Annotated in this window: 22 protein-coding genes and 1 tRNA gene; 9 read left to right on the forward strand and 14 right to left on the reverse strand. The window is 65.6% G+C overall.

Annotated elements, in window-relative coordinates; all coding sequences use genetic code 11:
* The first annotated feature begins 16 nt into the window (after positions 1 to 16).
* From FDN03_RS06850 to FDN03_RS06860, 3 genes are all read left to right on the forward strand, one after another.
* Positions 17 to 1,753, forward strand: a complete 1,737-nt coding sequence (locus FDN03_RS06850) for a phospho-sugar mutase (protein WP_349291709.1) — start codon at positions 17 to 19, stop codon at positions 1,751 to 1,753.
* 103 nt (positions 1,754 to 1,856) lie between these two features.
* Complete coding sequence (gene deoC / locus FDN03_RS06855; RefSeq protein WP_138175341.1) at positions 1,857 to 2,543, forward strand: deoxyribose-phosphate aldolase; 687 nt, start codon at positions 1,857 to 1,859, stop codon at positions 2,541 to 2,543.
* 34 nt (positions 2,544 to 2,577) lie between these two features.
* A complete protein-coding gene (locus FDN03_RS06860) occupies positions 2,578 to 2,823 on the forward strand; it encodes a hypothetical protein (RefSeq protein WP_138175343.1) in 246 nt (81 codons plus the stop codon).
* A 141-nt stretch (positions 2,824 to 2,964) separates the two neighbouring features.
* Here the strand turns inward: FDN03_RS06860 and mfd are convergent, their stop codons facing one another.
* Entirely contained in the window at positions 2,965 to 6,588 is a 3,624-nt protein-coding gene (gene mfd, locus FDN03_RS06865) for a transcription-repair coupling factor (RefSeq protein WP_138175345.1), read from the reverse strand.
* Positions 6,589 to 6,857: 269 nt separating this feature from the next.
* Between mfd and FDN03_RS06870 the strand changes: the two genes are divergently transcribed.
* Both FDN03_RS06870 and nhaA read left to right on the forward strand, forming a co-directional pair.
* Complete coding sequence (locus FDN03_RS06870; RefSeq protein ID WP_138175347.1) at positions 6,858 to 7,352, forward strand: DUF2505 domain-containing protein; 495 nt, start codon at positions 6,858 to 6,860, stop codon at positions 7,350 to 7,352.
* A gap of 158 nt (positions 7,353 to 7,510) precedes the next feature.
* Positions 7,511 to 8,842, forward strand: a complete 1,332-nt coding sequence (gene nhaA, locus FDN03_RS06875; protein ID WP_138175349.1) for a Na+/H+ antiporter NhaA — start codon at positions 7,511 to 7,513, stop codon at positions 8,840 to 8,842.
* Positions 8,843 to 8,979: 137 nt separating this feature from the next.
* Here the strand turns inward: nhaA and sufU are convergent, their stop codons facing one another.
* The 4 genes from sufU to FDN03_RS06895 all read right to left on the reverse strand — a co-directional run bounded on the left by sufU (position 8,980) and on the right by FDN03_RS06895 (position 11,966).
* On the reverse strand, positions 8,980 to 9,435 hold the full coding sequence (gene sufU / locus FDN03_RS06880; protein WP_138175351.1) for a Fe-S cluster assembly sulfur transfer protein SufU: 456 nt from the start codon (positions 9,433 to 9,435) through the stop codon (positions 8,980 to 8,982).
* Positions 9,436 to 10,734 (reverse strand): SufS family cysteine desulfurase, encoded by a 1,299-nt coding sequence (locus tag FDN03_RS06885; RefSeq protein ID WP_138175353.1) that lies wholly within the window; start codon positions 10,732 to 10,734, stop codon positions 9,436 to 9,438.
* 336 nt (positions 10,735 to 11,070) lie between these two features.
* A complete protein-coding gene (gene pth / locus FDN03_RS06890) occupies positions 11,071 to 11,652 on the reverse strand; it encodes an aminoacyl-tRNA hydrolase (protein ID WP_138175355.1) in 582 nt (193 codons plus the stop codon).
* 29 nt (positions 11,653 to 11,681) lie between these two features.
* Positions 11,682 to 11,966: a 50S ribosomal protein L25 gene (locus tag FDN03_RS06895; RefSeq protein ID WP_138175357.1), complete on the reverse strand. Its 285-nt coding sequence runs from the start codon at positions 11,964 to 11,966 to the stop codon at positions 11,682 to 11,684.
* A 340-nt stretch (positions 11,967 to 12,306) separates the two neighbouring features.
* Here FDN03_RS06895 and FDN03_RS06900 point away from each other — a divergent pair, with 340 nt between their 5' ends.
* Complete coding sequence (locus FDN03_RS06900; protein WP_249354395.1) at positions 12,307 to 12,717, forward strand: DUF1801 domain-containing protein; 411 nt, start codon at positions 12,307 to 12,309, stop codon at positions 12,715 to 12,717.
* An 87-nt stretch (positions 12,718 to 12,804) separates the two neighbouring features.
* Here FDN03_RS06900 and FDN03_RS06905 read toward each other — a convergent pair whose 3' ends face one another.
* From FDN03_RS06905 to FDN03_RS06915, 3 genes are all read right to left on the reverse strand, one after another.
* Positions 12,805 to 13,785, reverse strand: a complete 981-nt coding sequence (locus tag FDN03_RS06905) for a ribose-phosphate diphosphokinase (protein WP_138175361.1) — start codon at positions 13,783 to 13,785, stop codon at positions 12,805 to 12,807.
* A 70-nt stretch (positions 13,786 to 13,855) separates the two neighbouring features.
* Positions 13,856 to 15,307 carry a bifunctional UDP-N-acetylglucosamine diphosphorylase/glucosamine-1-phosphate N-acetyltransferase GlmU gene (gene glmU, locus FDN03_RS06910; protein WP_138175363.1) on the reverse strand — a complete coding sequence of 484 codons (1,452 nt, stop codon included), beginning with the start codon at positions 15,305 to 15,307 and terminating at the stop codon, positions 13,856 to 13,858.
* Between the two features lie 123 nt (positions 15,308 to 15,430).
* Positions 15,431 to 15,502: transfer RNA gene (locus tag FDN03_RS06915), tRNA-Gln, on the reverse strand.
* Positions 15,503 to 15,808: 306 nt separating this feature from the next.
* Here FDN03_RS06915 and FDN03_RS06920 point away from each other — a divergent pair.
* Positions 15,809 to 17,596 carry an ABC-F family ATP-binding cassette domain-containing protein gene (locus FDN03_RS06920; RefSeq protein WP_138175365.1) on the forward strand — a complete coding sequence of 596 codons (1,788 nt, stop codon included), beginning with the start codon at positions 15,809 to 15,811 and terminating at the stop codon, positions 17,594 to 17,596.
* Positions 17,597 to 17,627: 31 nt separating this feature from the next.
* Here FDN03_RS06920 and FDN03_RS06925 read toward each other — a convergent pair whose 3' ends face one another.
* On the reverse strand, positions 17,628 to 18,329 hold the full coding sequence (locus FDN03_RS06925; RefSeq protein ID WP_138175367.1) for a methyltransferase domain-containing protein: 702 nt from the start codon (positions 18,327 to 18,329) through the stop codon (positions 17,628 to 17,630).
* A gap of 346 nt (positions 18,330 to 18,675) precedes the next feature.
* Between FDN03_RS06925 and FDN03_RS06930 the strand changes: the two genes are divergently transcribed.
* Positions 18,676 to 19,389: a PIG-L family deacetylase gene (locus FDN03_RS06930; RefSeq protein ID WP_138175369.1), complete on the forward strand. Its 714-nt coding sequence runs from the start codon at positions 18,676 to 18,678 to the stop codon at positions 19,387 to 19,389.
* 126 nt (positions 19,390 to 19,515) lie between these two features.
* Positions 19,516 to 20,574, forward strand: coding sequence for an aminotransferase class I/II-fold pyridoxal phosphate-dependent enzyme (locus FDN03_RS06935; protein WP_171021154.1), 1,059 nt, complete (start codon positions 19,516 to 19,518; stop codon positions 20,572 to 20,574).
* A gap of 35 nt (positions 20,575 to 20,609) precedes the next feature.
* Here the strand turns inward: FDN03_RS06935 and FDN03_RS06940 are convergent, their stop codons facing one another.
* From FDN03_RS06940 to rsmA, 5 genes are all read right to left on the reverse strand, one after another.
* Positions 20,610 to 20,888, reverse strand: a complete 279-nt coding sequence (locus FDN03_RS06940) for a hypothetical protein (RefSeq protein WP_054820608.1) — start codon at positions 20,886 to 20,888, stop codon at positions 20,610 to 20,612.
* Between the two features lie 226 nt (positions 20,889 to 21,114).
* A complete protein-coding gene (locus tag FDN03_RS06945) occupies positions 21,115 to 22,485 on the reverse strand; it encodes an FAD-binding oxidoreductase (protein ID WP_138175373.1) in 1,371 nt (456 codons plus the stop codon).
* A gap of 121 nt (positions 22,486 to 22,606) precedes the next feature.
* Positions 22,607 to 22,771: a hypothetical protein gene (locus tag FDN03_RS16395; protein WP_171021155.1), complete on the reverse strand. Its 165-nt coding sequence runs from the start codon at positions 22,769 to 22,771 to the stop codon at positions 22,607 to 22,609.
* 88 nt (positions 22,772 to 22,859) lie between these two features.
* Positions 22,860 to 23,798 carry a 4-(cytidine 5'-diphospho)-2-C-methyl-D-erythritol kinase gene (locus tag FDN03_RS06950; protein WP_138175375.1) on the reverse strand — a complete coding sequence of 313 codons (939 nt, stop codon included), beginning with the start codon at positions 23,796 to 23,798 and terminating at the stop codon, positions 22,860 to 22,862.
* Positions 23,795 to 24,676: a 16S rRNA (adenine(1518)-N(6)/adenine(1519)-N(6))-dimethyltransferase RsmA gene (rsmA, locus tag FDN03_RS06955; RefSeq protein WP_138175377.1), complete on the reverse strand. Its 882-nt coding sequence runs from the start codon at positions 24,674 to 24,676 to the stop codon at positions 23,795 to 23,797. Before rsmA ends, FDN03_RS06950 begins: the two co-directional genes overlap by 4 nt.
* Between the last annotated feature and the right edge of the window lie 7 nt (positions 24,677 to 24,683).

Raw genomic sequence — 24,683 nt, forward strand, 5'->3', positions numbered from 1 at the left:
AAAGGTAGGCACACAGTTGATCGACAGCACCGACAACGCACAGCTGCTCGACCGGGCCCAGGCCTGGGCGGCAAGTGACCCCGACCCGCAGACCCAGGCCGAGCTGGCCTCGCTAATCCAGGGCGCCCAGGCCGGCCAGGCCGATGCGCTGCAGGATTTGACCGAGCGCTTCAGCGCCAATCTGGCCTTTGGCACGGCCGGGCTGCGGGCCGAGCTGGGGGCCGGGCCGATGCGGATGAACCGGGTGGTGGTGCGCCGCACCGCCGCCGGGATCGCCCGCTTCCTGGCCCACCGCGCCCAGCGCGCCTACACCCCGAGCGTGGTGGTGGGCTTTGACGCCCGCCACAATTCGCACCAGTTCGCCCTGGATTCGGCGGCGATCTTCACCGCCGCCGGATTCGACGTGCACCTGATGCCGTCCCCGCTGCCCACCCCCGTGCTGGCCTGGACGGTACGCGAGCTGGGCGCCGAGGCCGGGGTGATGGTCACCGCCAGCCACAACCCACCCCAGGACAACGGCTACAAGGTCTACGTTGGCGGGCGGGTCAGCGACGAGCATGGGCGCGGCGCCCAGATCGTCGCCCCGATCGACGCGGAAATTGCCGCCCTGATTGACCACGACCAGCCGGTCGATGACATCCTGCTGGCCCCCTCCGGCTGGCAGGTGCTGCCCGCCGCCGGGCAGCCCGGGGACATTGAGGCCCGTTACCTGAAGGCGATTGCCAAGGTGATCCCCGAGGCCGGCGCACAACACCCGGCGGCCCGCGAACAGCTGCGCATCGTGGTCAGTGCGATGCACGGGGTGGGCGGGCACACCATGGCCCAGGCCCTGGCCGGGGCCGGCTTCAGCGACGTGCACCAGGTGCCGGAGCAGGCCGAACCGGACCCGCAGTTCCCCACCGTCGCGTTCCCGAACCCTGAGGAACCCGGGGCCATCGACCTGTCCCTGCAGCTGGCCCAGCGGCTGGAGGCGGACCTGGTGATCGCCAACGACCCGGACGCGGACCGCTGCGCCGCTGCGGTGCACACCGAGTCCGGGTGGCGGATGCTGCGCGGGGACGAGGTGGGATGGCTGCTGGGCGACTACCTGGCACCGCGCCTGCCCGAGGGCGCGGTGCTGGCCAACTCGATTGTTTCCTCCCGGATGCTGGGCTCGATCGCGGCCGCCGCCGGACGCCCACATGCCCAGACGCTAACCGGTTTCAAGTGGATCTCCCGGGTTCCGCACCTGGGCTTCGGCTACGAGGAGGCCCTGGGCTACTGCGTGGCCCCGGAACTGGTGCGGGACAAGGACGGGATATCGGCCGGGCTGGTGCTGGCCGAACTGGCCAGCGAGCTGAAGGCCGCCGGTTCGAGCCTGGCCCGGCGCCTGGAGGAACTGGCCGCGGCCCACGGCGTGCACGTCACCGACCAGCTCTCATTGCGCTTCACCGACCTGTCGCGGATCCCCGTGCTGATGCAGCGGGTGCGCACGCACGCCCCGCGCACCCTGGCCGGGGCACCGGTCAGCGAGGTGGTGGACCTGGCCCGCGCAGGCGCGGAGCTGCCGGCCACCGATGCGGTGGTGCTGCACACCGCCAACCGGGCCCGGGTCATCATCCGTCCCTCCGGCACCGAACCGAAACTCAAGTGCTACATCGAGACCATCGTGTCGGTGGATCCAGGAGCCCCGGTGGGCGCACTGCGTGAGCAGGCTACCGCCGAGTGCGTGGCCATCAAGGCCGAGCTCGCCGAATTTTTCGCCGACAGATAGCTTCCACCCGCAGGTCCTGAAGGGACCCCACGATTTCACAGTTCGCTTTTAGTGTTCGGCTGCGGTCCTTGGACCGCAGCCCCAACGATTGGCAAGGATGATCATGACCGAACTCTCCGCCCAGGACATTGCCGGGTACATCGACCACACGCTGCTGGCGCAGAACGCCTCCCGGGAGCAGATCGTGCAGATCTGTACCGAGGCCAAGCAGTACCACTTCAAGTCGGTGTGCGTGAACCCGCTGTGGGTTTCCACCGTTGCCCGTGAGCTGGCCGGCAGTGACGTGCTCACCTGCTCGGTCATCGGCTTCCCGTTGGGGGCCACCACCACCGAAACCAAGGTGTTTGAGGCCAAGCAGGCGATCTCCGACGGCGCGAACGAAATTGACATGGTCATCGACGTGGCCGCCGCGCTGCGCGGGGATGGGGACGCGCTGGTCAACGACATCTTCGCGGTCGCCCAGGCAGTGCATGAGGGCGGGGCGATCTTGAAGGTCATCATTGAAACCGCCCTGCTGGACGAGTCGGCCAAGGTGCTGGCCTGCACCTCCGCCAAGTCCGCGGGCGCCGACTTCGTGAAGACCTCCACCGGCTTCTCCACCGGCGGGGCCACCGTGGAGGACGTGGAGCTGATGCGCCGTACCGTGGGCGAACAGATGGGCGTCAAGGCCTCCGGCGGGGTGCGCACCCTGGAAACCGCGCGGGCCATGATCGCCGCCGGCGCCACCCGTCTTGGGTCCAGCTCAGGAGTTGCTATCCTAGAGGGAGGACAAGGCGGGACCGGCTACTAACCGGCCGCAGGTTTTCGTTCCACAAGGAGAAATAGTGTACTCGAACGACAAGAACGTCTCCCACTCCGGCGAGGGTCGCCTGGTTGGCAACGTCATCAGCTTTGTGATCTTCTTCGTCATGTTCGCCGGTGGCATCTACGCCCTGTCGTTCTGGTCGCTGGACAACGCCTGGATCCCCTCGATCCTGTGCTTCGCCCTGGTCTCTTTGGGCTTCGCCATTCCAATGCACCTGATGGGGCGCGCCGACTCGGCCGAAGTCACCATGCACCAGAACGACTAAGACCTGCCGCGACGTTAGTCACCGCACCGGCAAAAAGGTGGATGGATCCGCACGGATCCATCCACCTTTTTCGTTCCCCGGTGCGTGGGCCTACCGCCCGGTCCGGCCGGCGCGCGGGCCGGCAGGAACGGGCTGGTGGGATCAGGCCCCGGTGCCGGCGGCCGAGGGGGCCGGCTGGGTTTCGAACAGGTTGTAGAGCAGCTGTTCGGCCCAGTCCAGGATCTCCTCGTCGGCCAGCGGGCGTCCGCCCACCGGGGCGGTGCGCGGACGGTCGAAGAAGATCGCGTTCAGCGCCGGCTTGTTCGCCGCCCCCGGGTACAGCCGCTCCAGGCGCACCTGGCGGGAGGCGGGCAGGTCCTCGATCTTCGCCGGGGCGACCTTCACGTGATTGCCGATCAGCTGGATGTCGCTCAGGCCCGCTGCCCGGGCCCGGATCCGCAGCCCGGCCACCCGCAACAGGTTCTGCACCGGGGCCGGCATCTTGCCGTAGCGGTCCACCAGCTCCTCCCCCACCTCGGCCAGCGCCTCGGGGGTCTCGGCCGAGGCGATGTTGCGGTACGCCTCCAGGCGCAGCCGTTCGCCGGGCACGTAGTCGTGGGGCAGGTGGGCGTTGACCGGCAGCTCGATCTTCATTTCCGCCGGCTCGGTGTCCCCCTCCCCCTTGTAGTCGGCCACGGCCTCCCCGACCAGGCGCAGGTACAGGTCGAAGCCCACCCCGGCGATGTGCCCGGACTGTTCCCCGCCCAGCAGGTTGCCCGCCCCGCGCAGTTCCAGGTCCTTCATCGCCAGCTGGTAGCCCGAGCCGAGTTCATTGTGCGCCGCGACCGCCTTCAGCCGCTCCAGGGCCACCTCGCCCAGCGGCTTTTCGGCGTCCCACAGGAAGTAGGCGTAGGCCCGTTCCCGGGCCCGGCCCACGCGCCCGCGCAGCTGGTGCAGCTGGGACAGGCCGTAGTTGTTGGCCCGGTCCACGATCAGCGTGTTCGCGTTGGAGATGTCCAGCCCGGTTTCGATGATGGTGGTGGAAACCAGCACATCAAACTTGCGTTCCCAGAAGTCCTGGATGATCCGTTCCAGGCGGGATTCACTCATCTTGCCGTGGGCCACCTCAACCCGCGCCTCGGGCACCAGCTCGCGCAGTTCGGCGGCGACCCGCTCAATCGAGGAAACCCGGTTGTGCACGAAGAACACCTGACCGTCACGCATCAGCTCGCGGCGGATCGCCGCGGAGATCTGCTTGTCGGTGCGTGGACCCACATAGGTGAGCACCGGGTGGCGCTCCTCCGGCGGGGTGGCCAGCGTGGAGGTTTCCCGGATCCCGGTCAGGCTCATCTCCAGGGTGCGCGGGATCGGGGTGGCGCTCATGGCCAGCACATCCACGTTGGTGCGCAGCTTCTTCAGCTCCTCCTTGTGCTCCACGCCGAAGCGCTGCTCCTCGTCGATGATCACCAGGCCCAGGTTCTTGAACTCCACGTTCTTGGACAGCAGCCGGTGGGTGCCGATGACGATGTCCACGCTGCCGTCCTTCAGCCCGGCGAGCACCTCCTTGGCTTCCTTGGCGGTCTGGAAGCGCGAGAGCGCCTTCACCCGCACCGGGAATCCGGAGTAGCGTTCGGTGAAGGTCTGGTAGTGCTGGGAAGCCAGCAGCGTGGTGGGCACCAGCAGGGCCACCTGCTTGGAGTCCTGCACCGCCTTGAAGGCGGCGCGCACCGCGATCTCGGTCTTGCCAAAGCCCACGTCCCCGGAGATCAGCCGGTCCATCGGGACCTGCTTTTCCATATCGGCCTTCACCTCGTTGATGGCGGTGAGCTGGTCCGGGGTCTCCACATAGGCGAAGGCCTCCTCCAGCTCCGACTGCCAGGGGGTGTCGGACCCAAAGGCGTGGCCGCGGCTGGCCATGCGCGCCGAGTACAGCTTGATCAGGTCCCCGGCGATCTGCTTGACCGCCTTGCGGGCCTTGGACTTCGTGTTCGACCAGTCCGACCCGCCCATCTTGGACAGGCTGGGTGATTCGGCGCCCACGTAGCGGGTGATGGTGTCCAGCTGGTCCATGGGCACGAACAAGCGGTCCCCGGGGGCGCCGCGCTTGGAGGGGGCGTACTCCACCACCAGGTATTCGCGCCTGGCGTCCTTGGAGGACCCGGCGACCTTGCGGGCCACCAGCTCCACGAACTTGCCGATGCCGTGCTGCTCGTGCACGATGTAGTCCCCGGCGACCAGGGACAGCGGGTCCACCGCGTTGCGTTTGCGCTTGGCGGTCATCTTCTTGCCGGCGCGCGGGGCGTAGGCGCTGGAGCGGCCCAGCAGGTCGGCCTCGGTGAGCAGGCCGAACTTCAGCTCATCGAACACGAACCCGCGTCCGGCCTGTGCCTGGGTGATCTCAATCAGCCCCGGGGTGGGGTCCTGGGAGATCCGCTCCACCCGGTGGGCCGGGATCCGGTATTCGTGGAACAGCTGGGAGAGCCGGGCGGCCGGGCCGGGGCCCTCGGTGGCGACCACCAGGCGCCACTCATCGCGGATCCGGGAGGAGATGAACGCCATCATTTCCTCGATGTCCCCCTGGTAGCCGCGCGGTTCGCGGGCGTGCACCCGGATGGTTTCGGCTCCCAGCTCCAGTGCCTCATCGGCGCCCAGTGAGGTCACCGCCCACCAGGAGACCTCGGCCGCCGCGGCGTGCTCCACCGTCTCGCTCAACGAGGCGAAGTCGCCCGAGGCCAGCTGGCGCCCGGCCTCCGCGGTGGACAGATCCAGCGGCGCATTGGCCCCATCGGAGGCCGAGGCCCAGGCGGCGGCCAAAAATTCGGCGTTCGTCTCATTCAGGTCGTGAGCCCGGGTGCGCACCCGTTCTGGCTCCATGACCAGCGCCACCGAGGAGGCCGGCAGCAGCGAGAGCAGCGGCACCATCTTGTCCACCAGCACCGGGGCGAGGGACTCCATGCCCTCCACGGCGATGCCCCCGGCGATCTTCGTCAGCATTTCGGTGGCTGCGGGGAACTGATCGGCCAGTTTCGCGGCCCGGCTCATCACCTTCGGGGTGATCAGCAGTTCGCGGCAGGGGGTGGCGGTGATGTGCTCCGGCGCCTGGTCGCTCATGGAGCGCTGGTCAGCGATCGAGAAGTAGCGCATGGTGTCGATCTCGTCACCGAAGAAGTCGATGCGCACCGGGTGGTCCAGGGTCGGAGGGAAGACGTCGATGATGCCGCCGCGCACCGCAAACTCCCCGCGGTGGGTCACCATGTCCACCCGGGCGTAGGCCGCCGCGGCCAGGTCCTTGATCACCTGGTCGAACCCGGGTTCGGCCCCCAGCACCAGCTGCACCGGGCGCAGCTGTCCCAGTCCCTGCACCAGCGGCTGCAGGACCGCGCGGATCGGGGCGATGATCACCTTCAGGTTCGGATCGCCGTCATGCAGCCGACGCAGCACCTCCAGGCGCCGGCCCACGGTGTCGCTGCGCGGGGAGAGCCGTTCGTGCGGCAGGGTTTCCCAGGAGGGGAACTCGGCGACCGAGGCCCGGTCCATGTAGGCGCCCAGCGATTCGGAGACCTCCTCGGCCTCCCGCCCGGTGGCGGTGACAACCAGCACCACCCCCTCGTGCTCGGCGGCGACCAGCGCGTCACTGACTTGGGCGCTGAGGATGGCGCGCATCCCGGCGGGCGCGGCGATCTCAATCTCGGTGCTGCGCGTGGAATAGGGTCGGGCGGCGTTCTCGTGGATCCTCTTGAATGACGTCTCGGTGCGCAGGAAATCATGCAGTCCGTGCAGGGTCATGACAGTCAACGGTCCTCTCGCGGCAATTCTGGGTGGGGCATCTCGACGCTGGGCATGTCGGGGGCGGACATGTCGGTGACGGGCATGCGCGCAGCACGACGGGCGGCCTTCGGGATTCCGGGGGCCGCGCAACAGATCAAATGGTGTTTCGCCATGCTCTCCTAGCCTACCCAACCGGTGCTGGCCGGTAGGCTAGATTGTGATCGATTCACCGGGAACATTAACCGGTGGGTACCCGCAGCGAATAACAAAGGATTGGCAACGCATCCATGGCACTGAACGCTAGCACCCAGATTCCCCACCCGGTTTCCGACATCATCGCCACGCTGACGAACCGCGAGTTCGCCGAGCACCTGACCACCCTGGCCAAGGGAACCCTGACCGACTTCTCCGTCCAGGGCGACACCGCTGGCGCTTTTACCCTGATCACCGTGCGCGCGTTGCCCACCGACCGGGTGCCGGACATGGCCAAGAAGTTCGTTGGCTCCTCCGTGGAAGTCACCCAGACCGAGAAGTGGGGCGCCCCGGATGCCTCGGGCAGCCGCACCGCCACGGTGGACATCTCGGTGGGCGGGGTGCCGGTGAGCGTCAGTGGCTCGGAGGCGTTGGACGCGAACGCCGAGGGCACCAATTTCGCCATTGAGGCAAAAGTCTCCTCCTCCATTCCGTTCATTGGCGGCAAGATCGCTTCGGCGGCCGAGCCGTACCTGGGCAAGGCCCTGAACATGCAGGCAGCCCAGGTCAACGCCTGGTTGTCGAAGTAAGTCCGTTCTTCCCGCCAGCCCAAAGCCCGGTGACCACGACGTCGGTGGACGCCGGGCTTTGCTTGTGAGCTGAGGCTCAAATCGATACTGTTGTCTTTGGTGTGCCGGGAAGTCTGGTCGGCGGAAAATGTTCATCCAAGTAGTAAGCGAGACCCTTCATGCCCCAAACACCCTCGCCAGGACAGCACCGCCTGTTCTCCCGCCCGAGCTATCCCGAATTCATCCGCATCGGCAAGATCCTGCGCAAGGAAACCGTCGGCGGGATGCTGCTGATCGCCGGTGCGGTTCTGGCCCTGATCTGGGCCAACACCCCCTGGAGCGATTCATACTTCGCGTTGCGCGACTTCCACTTCGGGCCCGAGATCTTCGGCGTGAACCTGGATCTGTCCCTCGGACACTGGGCGGCCGATGCCTTGCTGGCCATCTTCTTCTTCCTTACCGGGTTGGAGCTGAAGAAGGAATTCGTGATCGGCGACCTGCGGCGCTTCAAGACCGCCGTTGTGCCGGTGACGGCCGCGTTTGGCGGCGTACTGGTCCCGGCCCTGTTCTACACGATCATCAACTTCTCCGCCGGTGAGGAAACCCTGCGCGGCTGGGCGATTCCCACCGCCACCGATATTGCGTTCGCAGTCGCGGTGCTGGCCGTCATCGGTTCGGCCCTGCCCACCGCGCTGCGCATTTTCCTGCTGACCCTGGCCGTGGTCGATGACCTGATCGCGATCGTGATCATCGCGTTTGTCTTCACCGACGAGCTGAAGCTGAATTACCTGGGCCTGGCCCTGATCCCGATTGCCGCGTTTACCATCCTGGCCTACGCCTTCGGCAAGCTCTTCGCCAACCATGCTTGGGCGGCTTGGCTGCTGTTGCTGCCGTTGGGCGTACTGACCTGGATTTTCGTTTTCGGTTCGGGGATCCACGCCACCATTGCCGGCGTGGTGCTGGGCTTCTGCGTACCGGTCAAGCGCCGCCACCCGGGGCGCGGACGGGGACTGGCCCAAGAGTTCGAGCACCGCTTCCGGCCACTGTCCAGTGGGTTCGCGATCCCGGTGTTCGCCTTCTTCTCCGCCGGCGTCTCGGTGGTGGGCATGGAATCGGCCGGCGAACTGTTCCTGGATCCGGTGTTCTGGGGCATTGTCATCGGCCTGGTGGTCGGCAAGCCGATCGGCATCATGGGTTCGACCTGGGTGCTGACCAAGTTCACCAAGGCTTCCCTGGATGAGGACACCAAGTGGGGCGACCTGCTGGGCGTGACGCTGCTGGCCGGCATCGGCTTCACCGTCTCGCTGCTGGTCTCCGAGCTGTCCTTCGGCCTGCAGTCCCCGCACTACGAGCACGCGAAGGTGGCCATCCTTACCGGATCGTTTGTCGCCGCGATCCTCGGCGCACTGTGGCTGGTGCCGCGTAACCGCCGCTACCGGGTCATCCACGAACGTGAAACCCGGGACGAAAACAAGGACGGGATCCCGGACGTCTACCAGCAGGACAGCTGATTTGCTCACGCCTCCTGCGGGTGTGAGCCCGGTACGGCAACTATCCTGATGAACACGCCAGCCCTTGGAAACCAGTGGTTTCCAAGGGCTGACGTGTTCCTCCGGGAACCGCGCCGTTGCTACGGCCTGCCGGCGTGCTATTGGCCGTTGGCGGCCAGCAGGGCGGCCTCTGCGGCCACCCAGGAAAGCATGGCGCATTTGACCCGTGCCGGGAACTTGGAGACCCCGACAAAGGCGGCCGCGTCCTCCAGGGCCTCCTCATCGGGGGTGGCGATTCCGCGGGAGCGCATCATCTCACGGAAGAGCCCCAGGCGCTCCATGAATTCATCACGGCTCAGCCCGGTGGCCAGCTCGGTGAGCACCGAGGCCGAGGCCATGGAAATCGAGCACCCTTCCCCTTCCCAGCTGATGGTCTGCAGGCCCCCGTCCTCGCCCAGTTCGACACGGACCTTGATCTGGTCCCCGCAGATGGGATTGTGCTGGTGGGATTCGCCGTGCCGGTGGCCCTGGCCGGGCTGCTGCAACGGGGATCCGGTGCGCGTCTTGGCGTGGTCCAGGATGACCTGTTGGTAGAGCTGATCGAGGTCGTTCACTTAGACTCCAAAATACTTTCGAACCGAGCCGACGGCTTCGATGAGCCGGGCGATGTCTTCTTCGGTGTTGTACAAATAGGTGCTGGCGCGGGTGGTGGCGGTGACACCCAGGGCCCGGTGCAGCGGCTGGGCGCAATGGTGACCCACCCGGACCGCAATGCCCCGCGAGTCCAAGTACTGGCCCACGTCGTGCGGATGCACGCCGGTGACTTCAAATGGGACTGTGCCGATGCGCGGGGCATCGGTGGGACCGAAGACCCGCACGCCTTCAAGGTTCGCCAGGCCCTGCAGCAGCAGCCCTCCCAGGCGCTCTTCCCATTCGGCGATGCGCTGCATGCCGATTTCGTCCAGGTAGCTGGCCGCAGTGGCCAGGCCGTGGGCCTGGGAGACCCGCTGGGTTCCGGCCTCAAAGCGCTGGGGCGAGGGCAGGTATTCGGCGTGTTCCATGTCCACCAGGGTGATCATGGATCCACCGGTGAGGAACGGGGGCATCGCGTCGAGCAGTTCGGCCCGGCCGTAGAGGGCCCCGATGCCTGTGGGGCCGAGCATCTTGTGCCCGGAGAAGGCCATGAAGTCCACGTCCAGGTTCTTCACGTTCACCGGCAGGTGTGGAACCGATTGGCAGCCGTCGAGCACCGTCAGGGCCCCGACCCGGCGGGCGGCCTGCACGAACTTCGGTACGTCGATCACGGTGCCCAGCACGTTCGAGACGTGGGTGAAGGCGACCACCTTGGTGCGTTCGGTGACCAGCTCGTCCAACAGGTCGTAGCGCAGCACCCCCTGGTCACTGACCGGGACGTAGCGCAGCGTGGCGCCGGTGCGGAAGGCCAGCTCCTGCCACGGGATCAGATTCGCGTGGTGTTCGAGTTCGGTGACCAGGATCTCGTCGCCCGGGCCAAAGGCGAAGCGGCGGGCCTCCGCTCCCCCGCGGCCCAGTGAGGCGTTGGAGAAGGAGTAGGTCAGCAGGTTCAACGCCTCGGTGGCATTCGAGGTCCACACCAGCTCGTTTGGTGCCGCCCCAATGAAGGAGGCGACCGTCGTACGGGCGTTTTCGAAGACGTCGGTGGCCTCCACAGCCAGGCTGTGCGCACCACGGTGCACCGCCGCGTTGGCGGTTTCGTAGAAATGCTGCTCGGCCTCGTAGACGCAGCGCGGTTTTTGGCTGGTGGCCCCGGAGTCCAGGTAGACCAACTCGTGACCGGAGACCGGTTGATCGAGAATCTGGAAGTCTGCCTTGATCCGCGCGACTTCCTGACTCGTCAATGGCTGCTGCAGGGTCGAAGTGGTGCTACTTGCCAAATGCACGTGTCCCTCCGGTGGTGGTGGTGGCCTCTCCCCGCGCAATGATTAGGGAAAGCGAACATGGGCTAATTATTCCACCTCATCCGCGAACTGACACCTAAGCCGGTCCTTAGTTAGCGGCCCCTGCCCGTTAACGCGAAGACGCCGACAACTGACTCTTGGGGGAGTTAGGCCGTACTTGGGGGAGGCCTGTCAGCTGTCGGCGACTTCATTCGGCTTCTCAACCGAAGCCGAATGAGAGAATATAGCCATACTTTTTGGCGCACAACTGGACTATTACTGCTTGGTAGATTGCTTGCGCGTACTCTTAGCAAACGGGGTTGACTAGGTATTTTAGGAGCCGTGGAATTTTAGTTGTGTGCGTTCCAGGCCCTGGGTGATCAGGCTTTCCACCGCGTCGGCCGCACGGTCCAAATGCAGCGGCAGGCTGGCGCGTTCGGTCTTGGAAAAGTCGCGCAGCACCCAGTCCGCGGTCTCCATGCGGCCAGGTGGACGACCTACGCCAACCCGCACGCGCAGGTAGTCTTTGGTGCCCAGTGCCTTGGAGATATCCCGCAGGCCGTTGTGTCCACCCTCTCCCCCGCCCTGCTTGAGCTTGATCTGCTCGAAGGGGATGTCGACCTCGTCGTGCACGACGATCACGTGGTCGGGGCTGACGGAGAAGAACTTCGCCAGTTTGCCCACCGGTTGACCCGATAGGTTCATATAGGTGCCGGGCTTGGCCAGTACGAGGCGTGGCCCGCCGATTCCCATGCGGCCCTGGATGATTTGGGCGCGTGAAGGATGGGATTTGAACTTGCCGCCCACGCGGGAGGCCAGTTCGTCGAGCACCATGTGCCCGACATTGTGTCTATTGCCAGCGTAGCCGGGCCCGGGATTCCCGAGCCCGGCTACCAGCCAGGTCTCATCACTCATGATGATCAGCTATGGGTCTGCTGCGTTGGTTAGGCGGCAACCATCAGGTCGATGTGATCGATGTTGCGGCTCAGCGCGTTGATCTGCAGCTCCTTGACGGTGGTCTTGACTTCCTTGCCATCCACGTTCAGGACCAGCTCAACGGAGCGGTCGCGGACGGCCAAGGTGGTTTCCTGGGCCGGCAGCAGCACGTGCAGCGGCTGGGAGCTTGCGCCGTAGACCACGGCAGGGATCTTGGCATCGCGGCGGGCACGGCGGGCAGCGCCCTTGCCGAAGTCTTCGCGGACGATGGCGTCGAGGTTTACAGAGCTCATGGTGTTCTCCTTCGGTTGTTCAATGCTTCGTTGTCGCCCTCGCGCGGACCAGGGAAGCATCGGCACAAAGCCCACCGAAGTGGTTCTCACCGAGCGTTTCCGGCCTTGTCGATAACGGTCCCGGCTTTTGACAGCCGGTCCCCTCGCCTGGGCACAGTCAATGATTCTAGCAGTGCCTGCGCGCTGGATGAAAACCTGTTGCCGGAAACACACGGCGGGAAGCCCGCCAAGTCGGTGGACCAGCGCTCCGGCACCGTCCAAGGGGTGCGCGTCATCGCATAGGATGGCGAACAATCAGCTGTTTTTCGGAAGGACGATCATGGCAGGCAAGGAACCGGCAATGTCACCCTCGGATCTGCCCGTCGGGCCGGTACTGGATCGCGCCAGCGGTCCACGCCGCGCTGAGGTCGAGCAGCTGCTGGAGCTGTTCGGGCAGATCAGTGGGCAGGAACCGGTGGTGTGGGCCGGACGCATTATCGGCTTCGGGCAGTACGAGTACCGGTACGCCACCGGCCATGGGGGGCATGCCCCGTTGCTGGCCTTTGCCCCGGGCGCGAGCCGGCACACCATCTACCTGGTCAGCGACTTTGCCCAGCGGTGGCCGCAGCTGCTGGAACGACTGGGCAAATACAAGGCGAGCAAGGCGTGCCTGTATTTGACCCGGCTTGAGGGTGTGGACCAGGCGGCGCTGCGCGAACTGCTGGAAGCTTCCCTCGCCGCAACCCTGGCCGACCCCTTTGCGGTGAACTGAGCCGGGCCGCCGGGCACCTTCCCAAAGACCGCTGGCCGGCACCCCGGGAGCGGGGGCCGGCCAGCGGTCGTGGAAGTTCAGCTGCGCTTAGGCGCGGCCGTCGAACAGGTTGGTCACCGAACCGTCCTTGAACACTTCGCTGATGGCGCGGGCCAGCAGCGGTGCGATGGACAGCACGGTCAGGTTCTCGAAGCGCTTTTCCTCCGGGATCGGCAGGGTGTTGGTCACCACGACCTCACGGGCACCGCATTCGGCCAGGCGCTGGGAGGCCGGCTCGGAGAACACGGCGTGGGTGGCGGCGATGATGACGTCCTTCGCACCGGCTTCCTTCAGCACGCGCACCGCCCCGGCGATCGTGCCGCCGGTGTCGATCATGTCGTCAATCAACACCGCTGTGCGGCCCTTGACCTGGCCGACCACGGTCTTGGACTCGGCCTGGTTCGGCATGGTCAGATCGCGGGACTTGTGCACGAACGCCAGCGGGGCGCCGCCCAGGCGTTCGGCCCACTGCTCTGCCACGCGCACGCGTCCGGTGTCCGGGGAAACCACGGTAATCTTGTCATCCTCGACGATGTCGCGGATGTAGTCGGCCAGCAGCGGGAAAGCGAAGAGGTGGTCAACCGGACCGTCGAAGAAGCCCTGGATCTGCGCGGTGTGCAGGTCGCAGGAGATGATGCGGTCCGCGCCGGCGGCCTTGAACAGGTCGGCCACCAGGCGGGCCGAGATCGGCTCGCGGCCGCGGCCCTTCTTGTCCTGGCGGGCGTAGGGGTAGAACGGGGCGACCACGGTGATGCGCTGGGCGCTGGCCCGCTTCATCGAGTCGATCATGATCAGCTGTTCCATCAGCCAGTTGTTCAGCGGTGCCGGATAGGACTGCATCAAAAAGACGTCCTTGCCGCGCACCGACTCGTCCGAGCGAACGTAGATCTCACCATTGGCGAAATCGTAGGCGTTCAACGGAAGCAGTTCGGTGTCCAGTGCCTTCGCCACTTCTTCCGCAAGCTGCGGGTGGGCGCGGCCGGTCGCCAAGACCAGCTTCTTGTCGACGTTATGGCTAATTTCACTCATGGGTTTGCTTTCTCGCTCGCTTCGCTATCACGTAGAGGTGGTTTCTGAGGAAATTCCGGGGGATGCCTGGCTACTCGATATCCGAGGTGTCCAGGGCCGCCTTGAAGGCAGCGTCTGCCGAGGCGCTGCCCGGGCGCTTGGCCAGGGTCCACCCTTCGGAGTTGCGCTGCGGAGCCACGGACAGTGCCAGGGCACCGGCCGGGACGTTCTTGCGGACGACGGCTCCGGCACCGGTGTACGCGCCGTCCCCGATTTCGACCGGGGCCACGAACACGGTGTTCGAGCTGGTGCGCACGTGCGAACCGATCTTGGTCCAGTGCTTCTTCACGCCGTCGTAGTTTGCGGTGATGTTGCCACACCCGATGTTGGTGTACTCACCGATTTCAGCGTCCCCGGCGTAGCCGAGGTGCGAGAGTTTGGAGCCGCGCCCGATGCTGACGTTCTTCGTCTCATAGAAGGCGCCGATCTTTCCGTCCGAGCCGAGCTCGGTGCCGGGGCGCAGGTAGGTGAACGGGCCGACGGTGGCCCCTTCCCCGATGCGCGAGTCGGTGGCGTCGGTGCGCTTGACGGTGGCGTTCTGGCCGACGACCACGTTGGTCAAGGTGGTGTCCGGGCCGATCACCGCGCCGGTGCCGATCATGGTGTTGCCGTGCAGCTGGGTGCCGGGCTTGATGGTCACGTCCTGGCTGAGCACCACGGTGGTGTCGATCCAGGTGGTGGAGGGGTCGATGATGGTCACGCCCTGGCGCATCCAGTGCTCGCACAGCCGCTCGTTGAGCACCTGGCCCAGGCGCTGAACCTGGACGCGGTCGTTGGCGCCCTCGATCTGCCAGCGGTCCGAAATCTGGGCGGTGGCCACCCGGCCGCCGCGGTTGCGGGCGATGGCCAGCACGTCGGTCAGGTACATTTCGCCCTGCGCGTTCTCGGTGGTCACTTCCTGCAGCGCGCTGGTGAGCATGGCGGCGTCGAACGCGTAGATGCCGGAATTGATTTCCTTCACCGCCAGTTCCTCGGCGGTCGCATCCTTTTGTTCACGAATCGCGGTGACATCCCCCTGCGCGTCGCGCAGGATTCGGCCGTAGCCGGTGGGGTCATCCAGTTCGGTGGTCAGCACGGTGACCGCGTTGCCCTGGGCTTCGTGGACGGCAACCAGGTCCTTGAGGACTTCGCTGGTCAGCAGCGGCACATCCCCGTAGGTCACCACGACAGTGCCTTCCAGGTATCCGTCCACGGCCTGCAGTCCCTGCTGCACGGCGCGGCCGGTGCCAGGCACCTCGTCCTGATCCGCGATGGTCAGCTGCGGGAAGTGGTCCAGGATGTGCGCGGCGACCAGATCACGCTGGTGGCGCACCACGGCGACCAGGTTCTTCGGTTCCAGAGCCGCTGCCGCGTGCAATGCATGGACCACCATGGAGCGACCGGCGATCTCGTGCATGATTTTGGGTTTCGCCGATTTCATTCGGGTACCGGCGCCTGCGGCGAGGACGATGACAGCTACTGGTGCGTTGACCTGATCGCTCAAGTTGTGTTCTCCTGCGATGTCGTTTCAAGGCTCTCGTGCCTATATTGAGAAACCCATGGGATAGTCTAGCGCGCGGAATGAACATCGCATGAACGCAGTGGGCAGGGCCATACTGGCCGTGAGTTCCGCCCCTAGGATTCGAACCTAGAATGCACAGCTCCAAAGGCTGGCGTGTTGCCATTACACCAGGGCGGATCGTGCTCCGGCACCGGCTGCCCGGGTCAAGCACAGTTCATTATTCTGCCATGATCACCGCGCGTAGTGAAATCACAAATCGCCGTGCCCCGCACGGGATTCCTGCGTCTTTAAGACGAGGGGAGCACACGCTTCTCCCCTGCCCGAGTTCCCTTGTTCCCAGACCCCCTTCGCCGCTTACGCCCACACGCGCAGATTGGCCATTCCGGCATTCGCCCCATCCGCAGCCTGTGACAAGCGGCACAGTCTCAATCGCGTCATGGAGGTGGTATTCATGGATTTGGTACCGGTTCGTAGACTGGAGACGTGGCACATTTACTCGGGGGCGAAGCCCTGCATCTGGAATATCCCACCCACACCGTCTTTGATTCGGTAACCATCGGCATTTCCGACGGCGACCGCATCGGCGTGGTGGGGCGCAACGGCGACGGCAAGTCCTCGCTGCTGCGCATGCTTGCCGGACGGCTGGAGCCCAACTCGGGCCGGGTCACGCAGCGTTCGGGGCTGCGGGTGGGGGTCCTGGATCAGGCCGACACCCTGGACGAGGCCCTGTCAGTGCGCGAATCGGTCGTGGGCAACCAGGCCGAACACGAATGGGCCTCGGACCCCAAGATCCGCGACATCATCGCCGGGCTGGTCTCCGACCTGGAATGGGAAGCGAAGATATCCACGCTCTCCGGCGGTCAGCGTCGCCGGGTGGCACTGGCCGCGCTGTTGGTCGAGGACTGGGACGTGATCATCCTCGACGAGCCGACCAACCACCTGGACGTGGAGGGCATCGCCTGGCTGGCACAGCACCTGAACCACCGCTGGGCCAAGAACACCGGCGGGCTGATGGTGGTCACGCACGACCGCTGGTTCCTGGATGCGGTGTGCACCACCACGTGGGAAGTGCACGACCAGATCGTCGAGCCCTTCGAGGGCGGCTATGCGGCCTATGTGCTGCAGCGGGTGGAGCGTGACCGGATTGCAGCGGTGACCGAATCCAAGCGCCAGAACATGATGAAGAAGGAACTGGCCTGGCTGCGCCGCGGCGCCCCGGCCCGCACCTCAAAACCAAAGTTCCGCATCGAGGCGGCCAACCAGCTGATCACCGATGTGCCAGAGGTCCGCAACCCGATCGAGCTGAAGAAGATGGCCACCGCCCGGCTCGGCAAGGATGTGGTGGACCTGATCGACACGTCGGTCAGCTTTGACGGCCGGCAAATCCTCAAGCCGTTCACCTGGCGGATCGGTCCGGGCGAACGAACCGGCATCCTGGGCGCCAATGGCGCGGGTAAATCCACCCTGCTGGGCCTGATTGCCGGCACCGTGGAACCCAGCAGCGGGCGAATCAAGCGGGGCAAGACCGTGAAGCTGGCCGTACTGGACCAGCAGTTTCGGGAACTTCAGAAAATTGGCCAGGACAAGGTTCGTGAGGTGCTCTCCCGCTTCAGCACCACTTTTAACGTCGATGGCAAGGATCTGACCCCGGCACAGCTGCTGGAGCGCCTGGGCTTTTCCCGGGCGCACCTGTCCACCAAGGTCGCCGAGCTCTCCGGCGGACAGCGCCGGCGCCTGCAGCTGCTGATGATCCTCATGAACGAACCGAACGTGATGATCCTGGATGAGCCCACCAACGATGTGGATACCGACATGCTCGCCGCCCTGGAAGACCTGCTCGATTCCTGGCCGGGCACCCTGATTGTGGTTTCCCACGACCGCTACCTGTTGGAGCGCGTCACGGATCAGCAGTACGCGATCCTTAAAGGGCACTTCCGCCACGTGCCAGGCGGCGTCGATGAATACCTGCGTTTGCGCGAGGCCCAGGAATCCGGCTCCGGAGCCAAGCCCGAGGCCGGGGCAGCGCAGGTGCCCAAGACCGCTGGCCCCTCGGGTGCCGAGATCCGTGCGGCCCAGAAGGAAATGAACGCCAACGAGCGCAAGGTGGGCCAGCTGAACGAGAAGATCGGCAAGCTGCACGAGAAGATGGCCGCGCACGATCAAAGCGACTATGAGGCCTTGGGAAAGTTCACGGCCGAATTGCGGGAACTGCAGGAGCAGGTCGATGAACTTGAGGAACGCTGGCTGGAACTTTCAGAGATCGTCGGTTGAGCACCGGAGGCGGCTGCTGGCGGCTTTCTCGCTACCCATCGGGACGTAGAACGAAGAAGATGAAACTCAAAAACGCGGTTCGGTCTTTGAACTGAGGCGGAATGATTTCCGCGGGAGCTTCGGGCGAATACCCTGGCTCGCTGAGCACCTCGATTCGAAATCCAGCTTCCGAAAAGGCGTCGGTCATCATGTGCAGCGGGCGGTGCCAGTAAGTGAGCTTCGCGGATTGACCGTCGAAGGTGAGTTCATCGCTGTACCGGGTGAGCTTGAAGTAGTCTTGGCCCGGGCGAGTCCACGGGTAAAGGATTGGGTGATTGACGGATACGATCAACCGCCCATCGGGCCGAAGCACGCGACGAAATTCCCTAAGCGGCGCCACCCAATCTTTCAGGTAATGAAGAACCAGGGATGCCATTACCTCGTCGAATGAATCATCGGAATAGGAAAGTGGCCGGCTAAGGTCTGCAACCGACAAATCTGCCGCCGAACCGAGCCTGCTGCGGGCGAGGTCGATCATGGCTGCGCTGGCATCGAAGCCAACAACATTGGCGCCCCGATTGCGCAGCTCTTCCATGAGGGGGCCAGATCCGCATCCGGCATCCAGTACCTGATGCCCCTCAACGTCTCCGGCAAGTTCAAGCATGGCCGGTCGCTCGTAGTACGCGTTGAGCAGGCTACCCTGGTTTTCCGTGGAATACGCGGCGGCGAAATGGTCATAGTCGGTTTCTTTCATGATCCCTCCGGGTCGAGCACTTCATGAAACGATAGCTGGTCAGCCGACAGAGCACTGACCGAACGACGACTTCCACACAGGGCGACGGCAAACGCGCTCATTGCTGTCTTCGGAGTAGTCTCAGCAACCTCGGCACGGCTGACACTACCCCAACGGTCCGCAATTCCTCCGTCCCGACGGGCAGCTCGTTAACATGCAGTGCCCCAGAATCGCTGTCCTCCCTCTCTGATGGGCCGCTAAAGCAAAGGCCTTGGCCTGGAACCCAAGCAGGACGGCGCCTGTTTCTGGCTTCTGGCGATTTTTTTGAAGTATTGGCAAGTCACCGCTTATCGGGAAGAATCGCGGCATGAGCCTAGAACTGTTTGATGAGGACTGGAACCGGGCCCTGGTGCTGATGGCCCACCCCGATGACCCCGAATACGGAACCGCACTGGCGGTCAATCGCTGGACCGGGCAAGGCAAGGAAGTCAGCTACGTGCTGGCGACCTCAGGCGAGGCAGGCATCGAGGGCATCGCACCGGCACAGTCCGGTCCACTGCGTGAAGCGGAACAACAGCGGGCCATCGGACATGTTGGGGTGCAAAACCTCGAATTCCTCGGGATGCCGGACGGCCGCCTGGAATACGGCCTGCAGATGCGACGCAAATTCGCCCAGAAAATCCGGGCCTACCGTCCCGACGTCGTCATCACCCTAAACTTCGATCGGGCCTTTGGTGGAGTGAACCGCAACTCGGCTGACCATCAGGCGGTCGGCCGGGCAGTGCTGGATTCGGTCTCCGATGCCGCGAACTCCTGGATCTTTCCGGACCTGGAGGAACCTGTCTGGACCGGCGTGCGGATGATCGCGGTATTTGCCGACGAGAGCCCCACCCACTATGTTCCGGTCGGCGAGGCCGATATCACCGCCGCGATCGCTGCACTGTCTGAGCACCGGGAGTACCTCACCCGGCTGAGTGAAGACCCGATTGAGGAACAGGCACGGGCCCAGGTGGTGGATCGAGTGCTGGGCGGCATCGACCCCGCTGCCGGGGGCGAAGTCGCGTTCCGAGTGTACAACTAGGGACGGGGTGGACTGATGACGGAGCATCGGAAGCAGTGGGACCAACGCAGTGTTCAGTCCCTACGATCGGGCGGGTCCCTGAAGTGGACAGGTTTTCCCGACGCCATGGGCGCCTGGGTGGCGGAGATGGATTTTGGTCTGGCTGCGCCAATCCGCACGGCGCTGGAGGAGTATGCCTCCTCCGAACTGACCGGTTATGCTCCCCCGTGGCTGGAACACGAGCTGGCCCGGGCCACCAATGACTACTATTCGACGAACTTCGGTTGGGCCCCTGGCGTACAGAACATCGTGCCGACTGGAGACGTACTGGCCGGGCTGGGCGGCGTGCTGGATTATTTCCTTGATCCCGCGGCGCCGGTGGTGCTGCCCACCCCCGCCTACATGCCGTTCCTGAAGTTCCCGCGTCTGCGCCAGCGGCGGGTGATTGAAGTGCCGATGTTGCGGGATGAGCACGGCTGGCACATGGATCTGGCCGCCATCGACACGGCACTGGCCCCGGCTGGCGGCCTGGTGATTCTGTGCAACCCGCACAACCCCATTGGGAAAATGTACTCGCGCACCGAGCTGGAGGAGCTCTCGGCCATCGTGGCCCGGCGCGACGCACGGGTATTTTCCGATGAAATCCACGCGTCCATCAGCTTTGACGGACGGGATCACCTGCCCTACGCCTCGGTTAACTCGGCCGCGGCGCGCCAGACGATCACTGCGACCGCGGCGTCCAAGACCTTCAACATTCCCGGCCTGAAGTGCGCGCAGCTGATCTTCTCAAATCCGCAAGATCTTGAGCGCTGGCAGGAGTACGGTTTTTTCATCAGCCATGGCGCTTCCCTGCCGGGCATGCGGGCGACCGTGGCGGCCTATGATCATGGTGCTGCCTGGCGTGATGACGTGCTGCAGTACCTGCAGGGCAACCGTGATCTGCTGGGGCAACTGCTGTCCGAGCAACTGCCGGGCATTGACTGGCTTGCGCCGCAAGGCACCTATCTGGCCTGGCTGAACACCAGCGGGCTCAGCCTGCCGCCCAATGCCCAGCAGTTCATGCTGCAGCAGGCCCAGGTGGCGGTGGTGGACGGTGCGGAGTGCGGTTCCGGCCTGGAGGGTTTTCTCCGCATGAATTTCGCGATGCCCCGTCCGCTGCTGATCCAGACCGTACAGCAGATGGCTGACGCCGTGGCGCGCCGGTAGTTCCGGCGCGGGGCGGACCTGGATTGACAGGGTCGCTACATTCCGTCAACAAGCAGGGTGAGGATGATGGGCATGGGCAGCAGCCCCAGGCCCAGGATGGCCGAAGCGGTCGCCCAGGAATAGTCTCGGCGAGCGAGGCCAAGCAGGCTTCCGACGGACCCGAAGATTGGCGGCAGCAGGAAAACCCAGATCGGGCGTTCCTGGCCGGATCCGGTCCAGTCCACCGACATCAGGGCGACAAGAAGTGCGCCGCCCATCATGACCAGCGTGGGGATTGGATACGGAGTTTGGCGCAAAGCCACGCGCTCTTCCATAGTTCTCCTTAGGCAGGTGTTCGATAACTTATTCCAGGGTTTACACAGGCCATGACGTCCACTGCAATGGTCGCTAAAAATAACCGATCCCAGAACAATAAATCACTTCAGGTCACGGTACTCGTGATCTTCATAGTTCGCCATCGTTCTTAAGGAGGATAGCGCGAACAAGCTCTCTGCGTTAACTGGGAAGGATCTCAGATGTTCGAATTGCGGATTGAACAGCTCAAGATTTGCCGGTGATGAGATCGGCGATCCGGGCAATCGGCGAGGTGCGTTCACGTCCGGCGGCCTCAGACCGGTCGGCGGCATGATAGGCCGCATATAGTGAGGTGGTGGCGAGCCAGCGCAGCGGCTCGGGTTCCCATCGGCGGGCCTGGCGATCCACCCACGGCAGGTGCACCAGCTCGCTGTCGCGTCCCAGGATCAAGTCGGCCAGGGTCCGTCCGGCCAAATTGGTGGCGCTCACCCCCGTACCCACGTATCCCCCGGCCCAGGCCAGCCCGGTGTCCCGGTCCAGGCCCACCGTTGCCGCCCAGTCCCGGGGCACGCCCAGCACCCCGGACCACGCGTGCTCGATGCGTGCCTGACTGGTGACGGGAAAGAAGCGGTGCAGGATGCCGCTCAATGCCGCGACGGTCGATGACGCGGTGCGCCCATCAAGGTCGGTGCCGGACCCATATTTGTAGGGCACCCCGCGGCCCCCGATGGCGATCCGGTCATCGGCGGTGCGCTGGGCGTACATGTACACGTGCGCGTAGTCCCCCAACACCTCCCCCTTGGACCAGTTCAGCTCATCCCACACCACTGGCGGCAGCGGCTCGGTCACAATCATTGAGGAGTTCATCGGCAGCCACAGCCGGCGCAGCCCGGGCAGGGCGGCGGTGAACCCCTCGGTGGCCCGCACGATGTGTTCGGCTGCGACGCTGCCGTGGGTGGTGTGCAGCAGGTGGGGCAGGATATCGGTGACCCGGGTGTCTTCGTAGATCTCCACACCGATCCGTTCCACCGCCGCGGCCAGTCCGGTCACCAGCTTTGCCGGATGGATCCGCGCCGCATGCGGGTGCCACAGTGCCGCCCGTGTTCCGGCAACGTTGATCCGGGCGCGGGCCTCTGCGGCCTGCAGCAGCTGCACGTCGGTGTGCGCCCAGGTGCGCTCGGACGCAAAATCCGCGCGCAGCCGGGCCTCCTGGGCCGGGGTGTAGGCGACTTGGAATTCCCCGCCGCGCTGAATGTCGGCGTCGATCACCTCGGCCCGGCAGACATCGATGACCTCATCCACGCTGCGGTTCATGGCCTGCTGGAACGCCTCGGCGCCACTGCGACCAAAGCGGGCCACGTGGCGTTGCCGGCCGCCGGTGATGGAGTTGGTCAGCCACCCTCCGTTCCGTCCCGAGGCCCCGTAGCCGACGTGACGTTGTTCAAGCACCACCACGCGCAGCAGCGGCTGCAGCTTTTTCAGGTAGTAGGCGCTCCACAGGCCGGTGAATCCGCCGCCGACGATGGCCACGTCGGTGGACAGGTACCCGGGCAGCGCCGGACGCGGCTGGGGGCTGCCCAGTTGTTCCCACCAGTGTGAAACCTGCCCGTTGATCATCTAACGCACCGCCCCGTTGCAGCCTCGGGCCGGCGAAGACGGGCCCACTTGCAGCTAAGCGTAGGCGGGCGGCGCCTTCCTGGCAATGGCGGCGTTTCGCCGCCTGAGCGGCGCAAGGAATTCAGTATTCGCCACGCCGCTGGCCCGTGGGCGGTGCCTGGTTCCAAACCAGCAGGGCACCGGCGGCGGGGAAGAGCAGCAGCGCCGGCAGCCATTGAAAGACGGCCAGCAGTGCCAGGGCGATCAGCAGCAGCGTCAGAGCCGCGTTGCGGGGCCAGGCTTGCATCAGATCCCCTCCTCCTGATCCGCCCCCACGGGGGCTGGGTGTTCGCGCAAGCCTACCGGGGAAGGGCGGGGATGGGAAGGGCGGGAGGCTACTGGCTGTGGACGATCCGCGCCCCGGGCGCGGGGGCCTGCACGGCCAGGGTGGCGACCCCGACCTCATCGCCCAGCTGGGCCATGACCTCGCGGGCGTGCTCGGCGTCGCGCACCAGCAGCGCCAGGGTGGGTCCGGAGCCGGAAACCATGGCCCGCAGCGCCCCAGCCCCCTCGGCCAGGTCGCGCACGGTGCCCAGTTCGGGGGCCAGCGCCAGCGAGGCCTGGGTCAAATCGTTGACCAGGGTGTCGGCCAGCGCCTGCGCGTCGGGTTCCATCAGGGCCTTGATGACCTGCGGGTCCACTTCGGTGGGCACCGGGATCGACTGCCCGGCGCGCAGCCGGTCCAGCATGGCGTAGACCCGTGGGGTGGACAGCCCGTAGCTGGCCGGGATCAGCACCCAGTCGGTGCGCGCCCGGGTCAGCAGCGGGGCCAGCTGGTCCCCCACGCCCAGTCCGATGGCGGCCCCGCCCATCAGCGCAAAGGGCACATCGGCGCCCAGCCGGGCGCCGAGCCGGCCCAGTTCCTCACGGTCCAGCCCGGTGCCCCACAGTTCGTTGCAGGCCACCAGGGTGGCGGCGGCGTCGGCGGAGCCGCCGCCCATGCCCCCGGCGATCGGCACCCGTTTGAGGATCTCCAGATCGGCCCCCAGGTTCACCCCGGCGTGTTCGCGCAGCAGCTGTGCGGCCTGGTGGACCAGGTTGCCCGGGCCCAGCGGGAAGGTTTCGGGTTCGTCGACCACCGTGGAGGCCTCATCCAGGCGCAGGTGAAGTTCGCCGTCTTGGCGCAGGGTTGCGCGGATCTCCTCGAACAGGGAGACCGCCACGTAGAGGCTGGCCACGTCGTGGTACCCGTCCTCACGCGGCGGGCCGACCCGGAAGTAGCAGTTGATCTTGCCCGGGGCGTGGGCGATCACGAAGTTCTTGGGTTCGTTCATGGGGTTTCATCCGCTGCGTCGGTGACTTCTGCGGCGGCGCGGGCGATGGCGATGAACCCGTCGATGTCCAGCTTCTCGCCGCGTTCGCGCGGGTCGATCCCGGCACGGTTGAGGATCGCTTCAGCCCGGGCCCCGGAGCCGGCCCAGCCGGACAGGGCGGCGCGCAGCGTCTTGCGGCGCTGGGCGAAGGCGGCGTCGATGACGGCGAAGACCTCGGTGCGCGGCGGGGCGTCGCCGCGCTCCGCGTCCCGGGTGAAGGAGACCAGCCCGGAGTGGATTTTGGGGGCCGGCCAGAACACGTTCATGCCGATGACCCCGGCCTTGCGCATGGTGCCGTACCAGGCGCCCTTGACGGAGGGCACCCCGTAGATCTTGCTGCCCGGGACGGCGCTCATCCGGTCGGCCACCTCATCCTGGACCATGACCAGGCCGTGGCGGATGGAGGGGAAGTGCTCCAGCAGGTGCAGCACGACCGGCACGGCCACGTTGTAGGGCAGGTTGGCCACCAGCGCGGTGGGCTCATTGGGCAGTTCGGTGACCTTCAGTGCGTCGCTGAGGATCACGGTGAGATCCGCTTCGCGGCCCGGACGGAACTCGGCGACGGTTTCGGGCAGCCGTCGGGCCAGCGGCGGGTCAATTTCCACTGCCACCACCTTCGCGGCGGCGTCCAGGATGCCCAGGGTCAGCGAGCCGAGGCCGGGTCCGACCTCCAGCACCGTCTGGCCGGGGTCAAGGTCCGCGGCGGCGACGATGCGCCGGATTGTGTTCCCGTCGATCACGAAGTTCTGGCCCAGGGTTTTGGTGGGACGGATGCCCAGTTCATCGGCCAGGCGTCGGATCTCGGTGGCTCCCAGGAGCGGCAGGGGTTCTTCAGGCATCACGCCT

It is taken from the genome of Glutamicibacter sp. V16R2B1, assembly GCF_005774635.1.
GTDB lineage: Bacteria > Actinomycetota > Actinomycetes > Actinomycetales > Micrococcaceae > Glutamicibacter > Glutamicibacter creatinolyticus.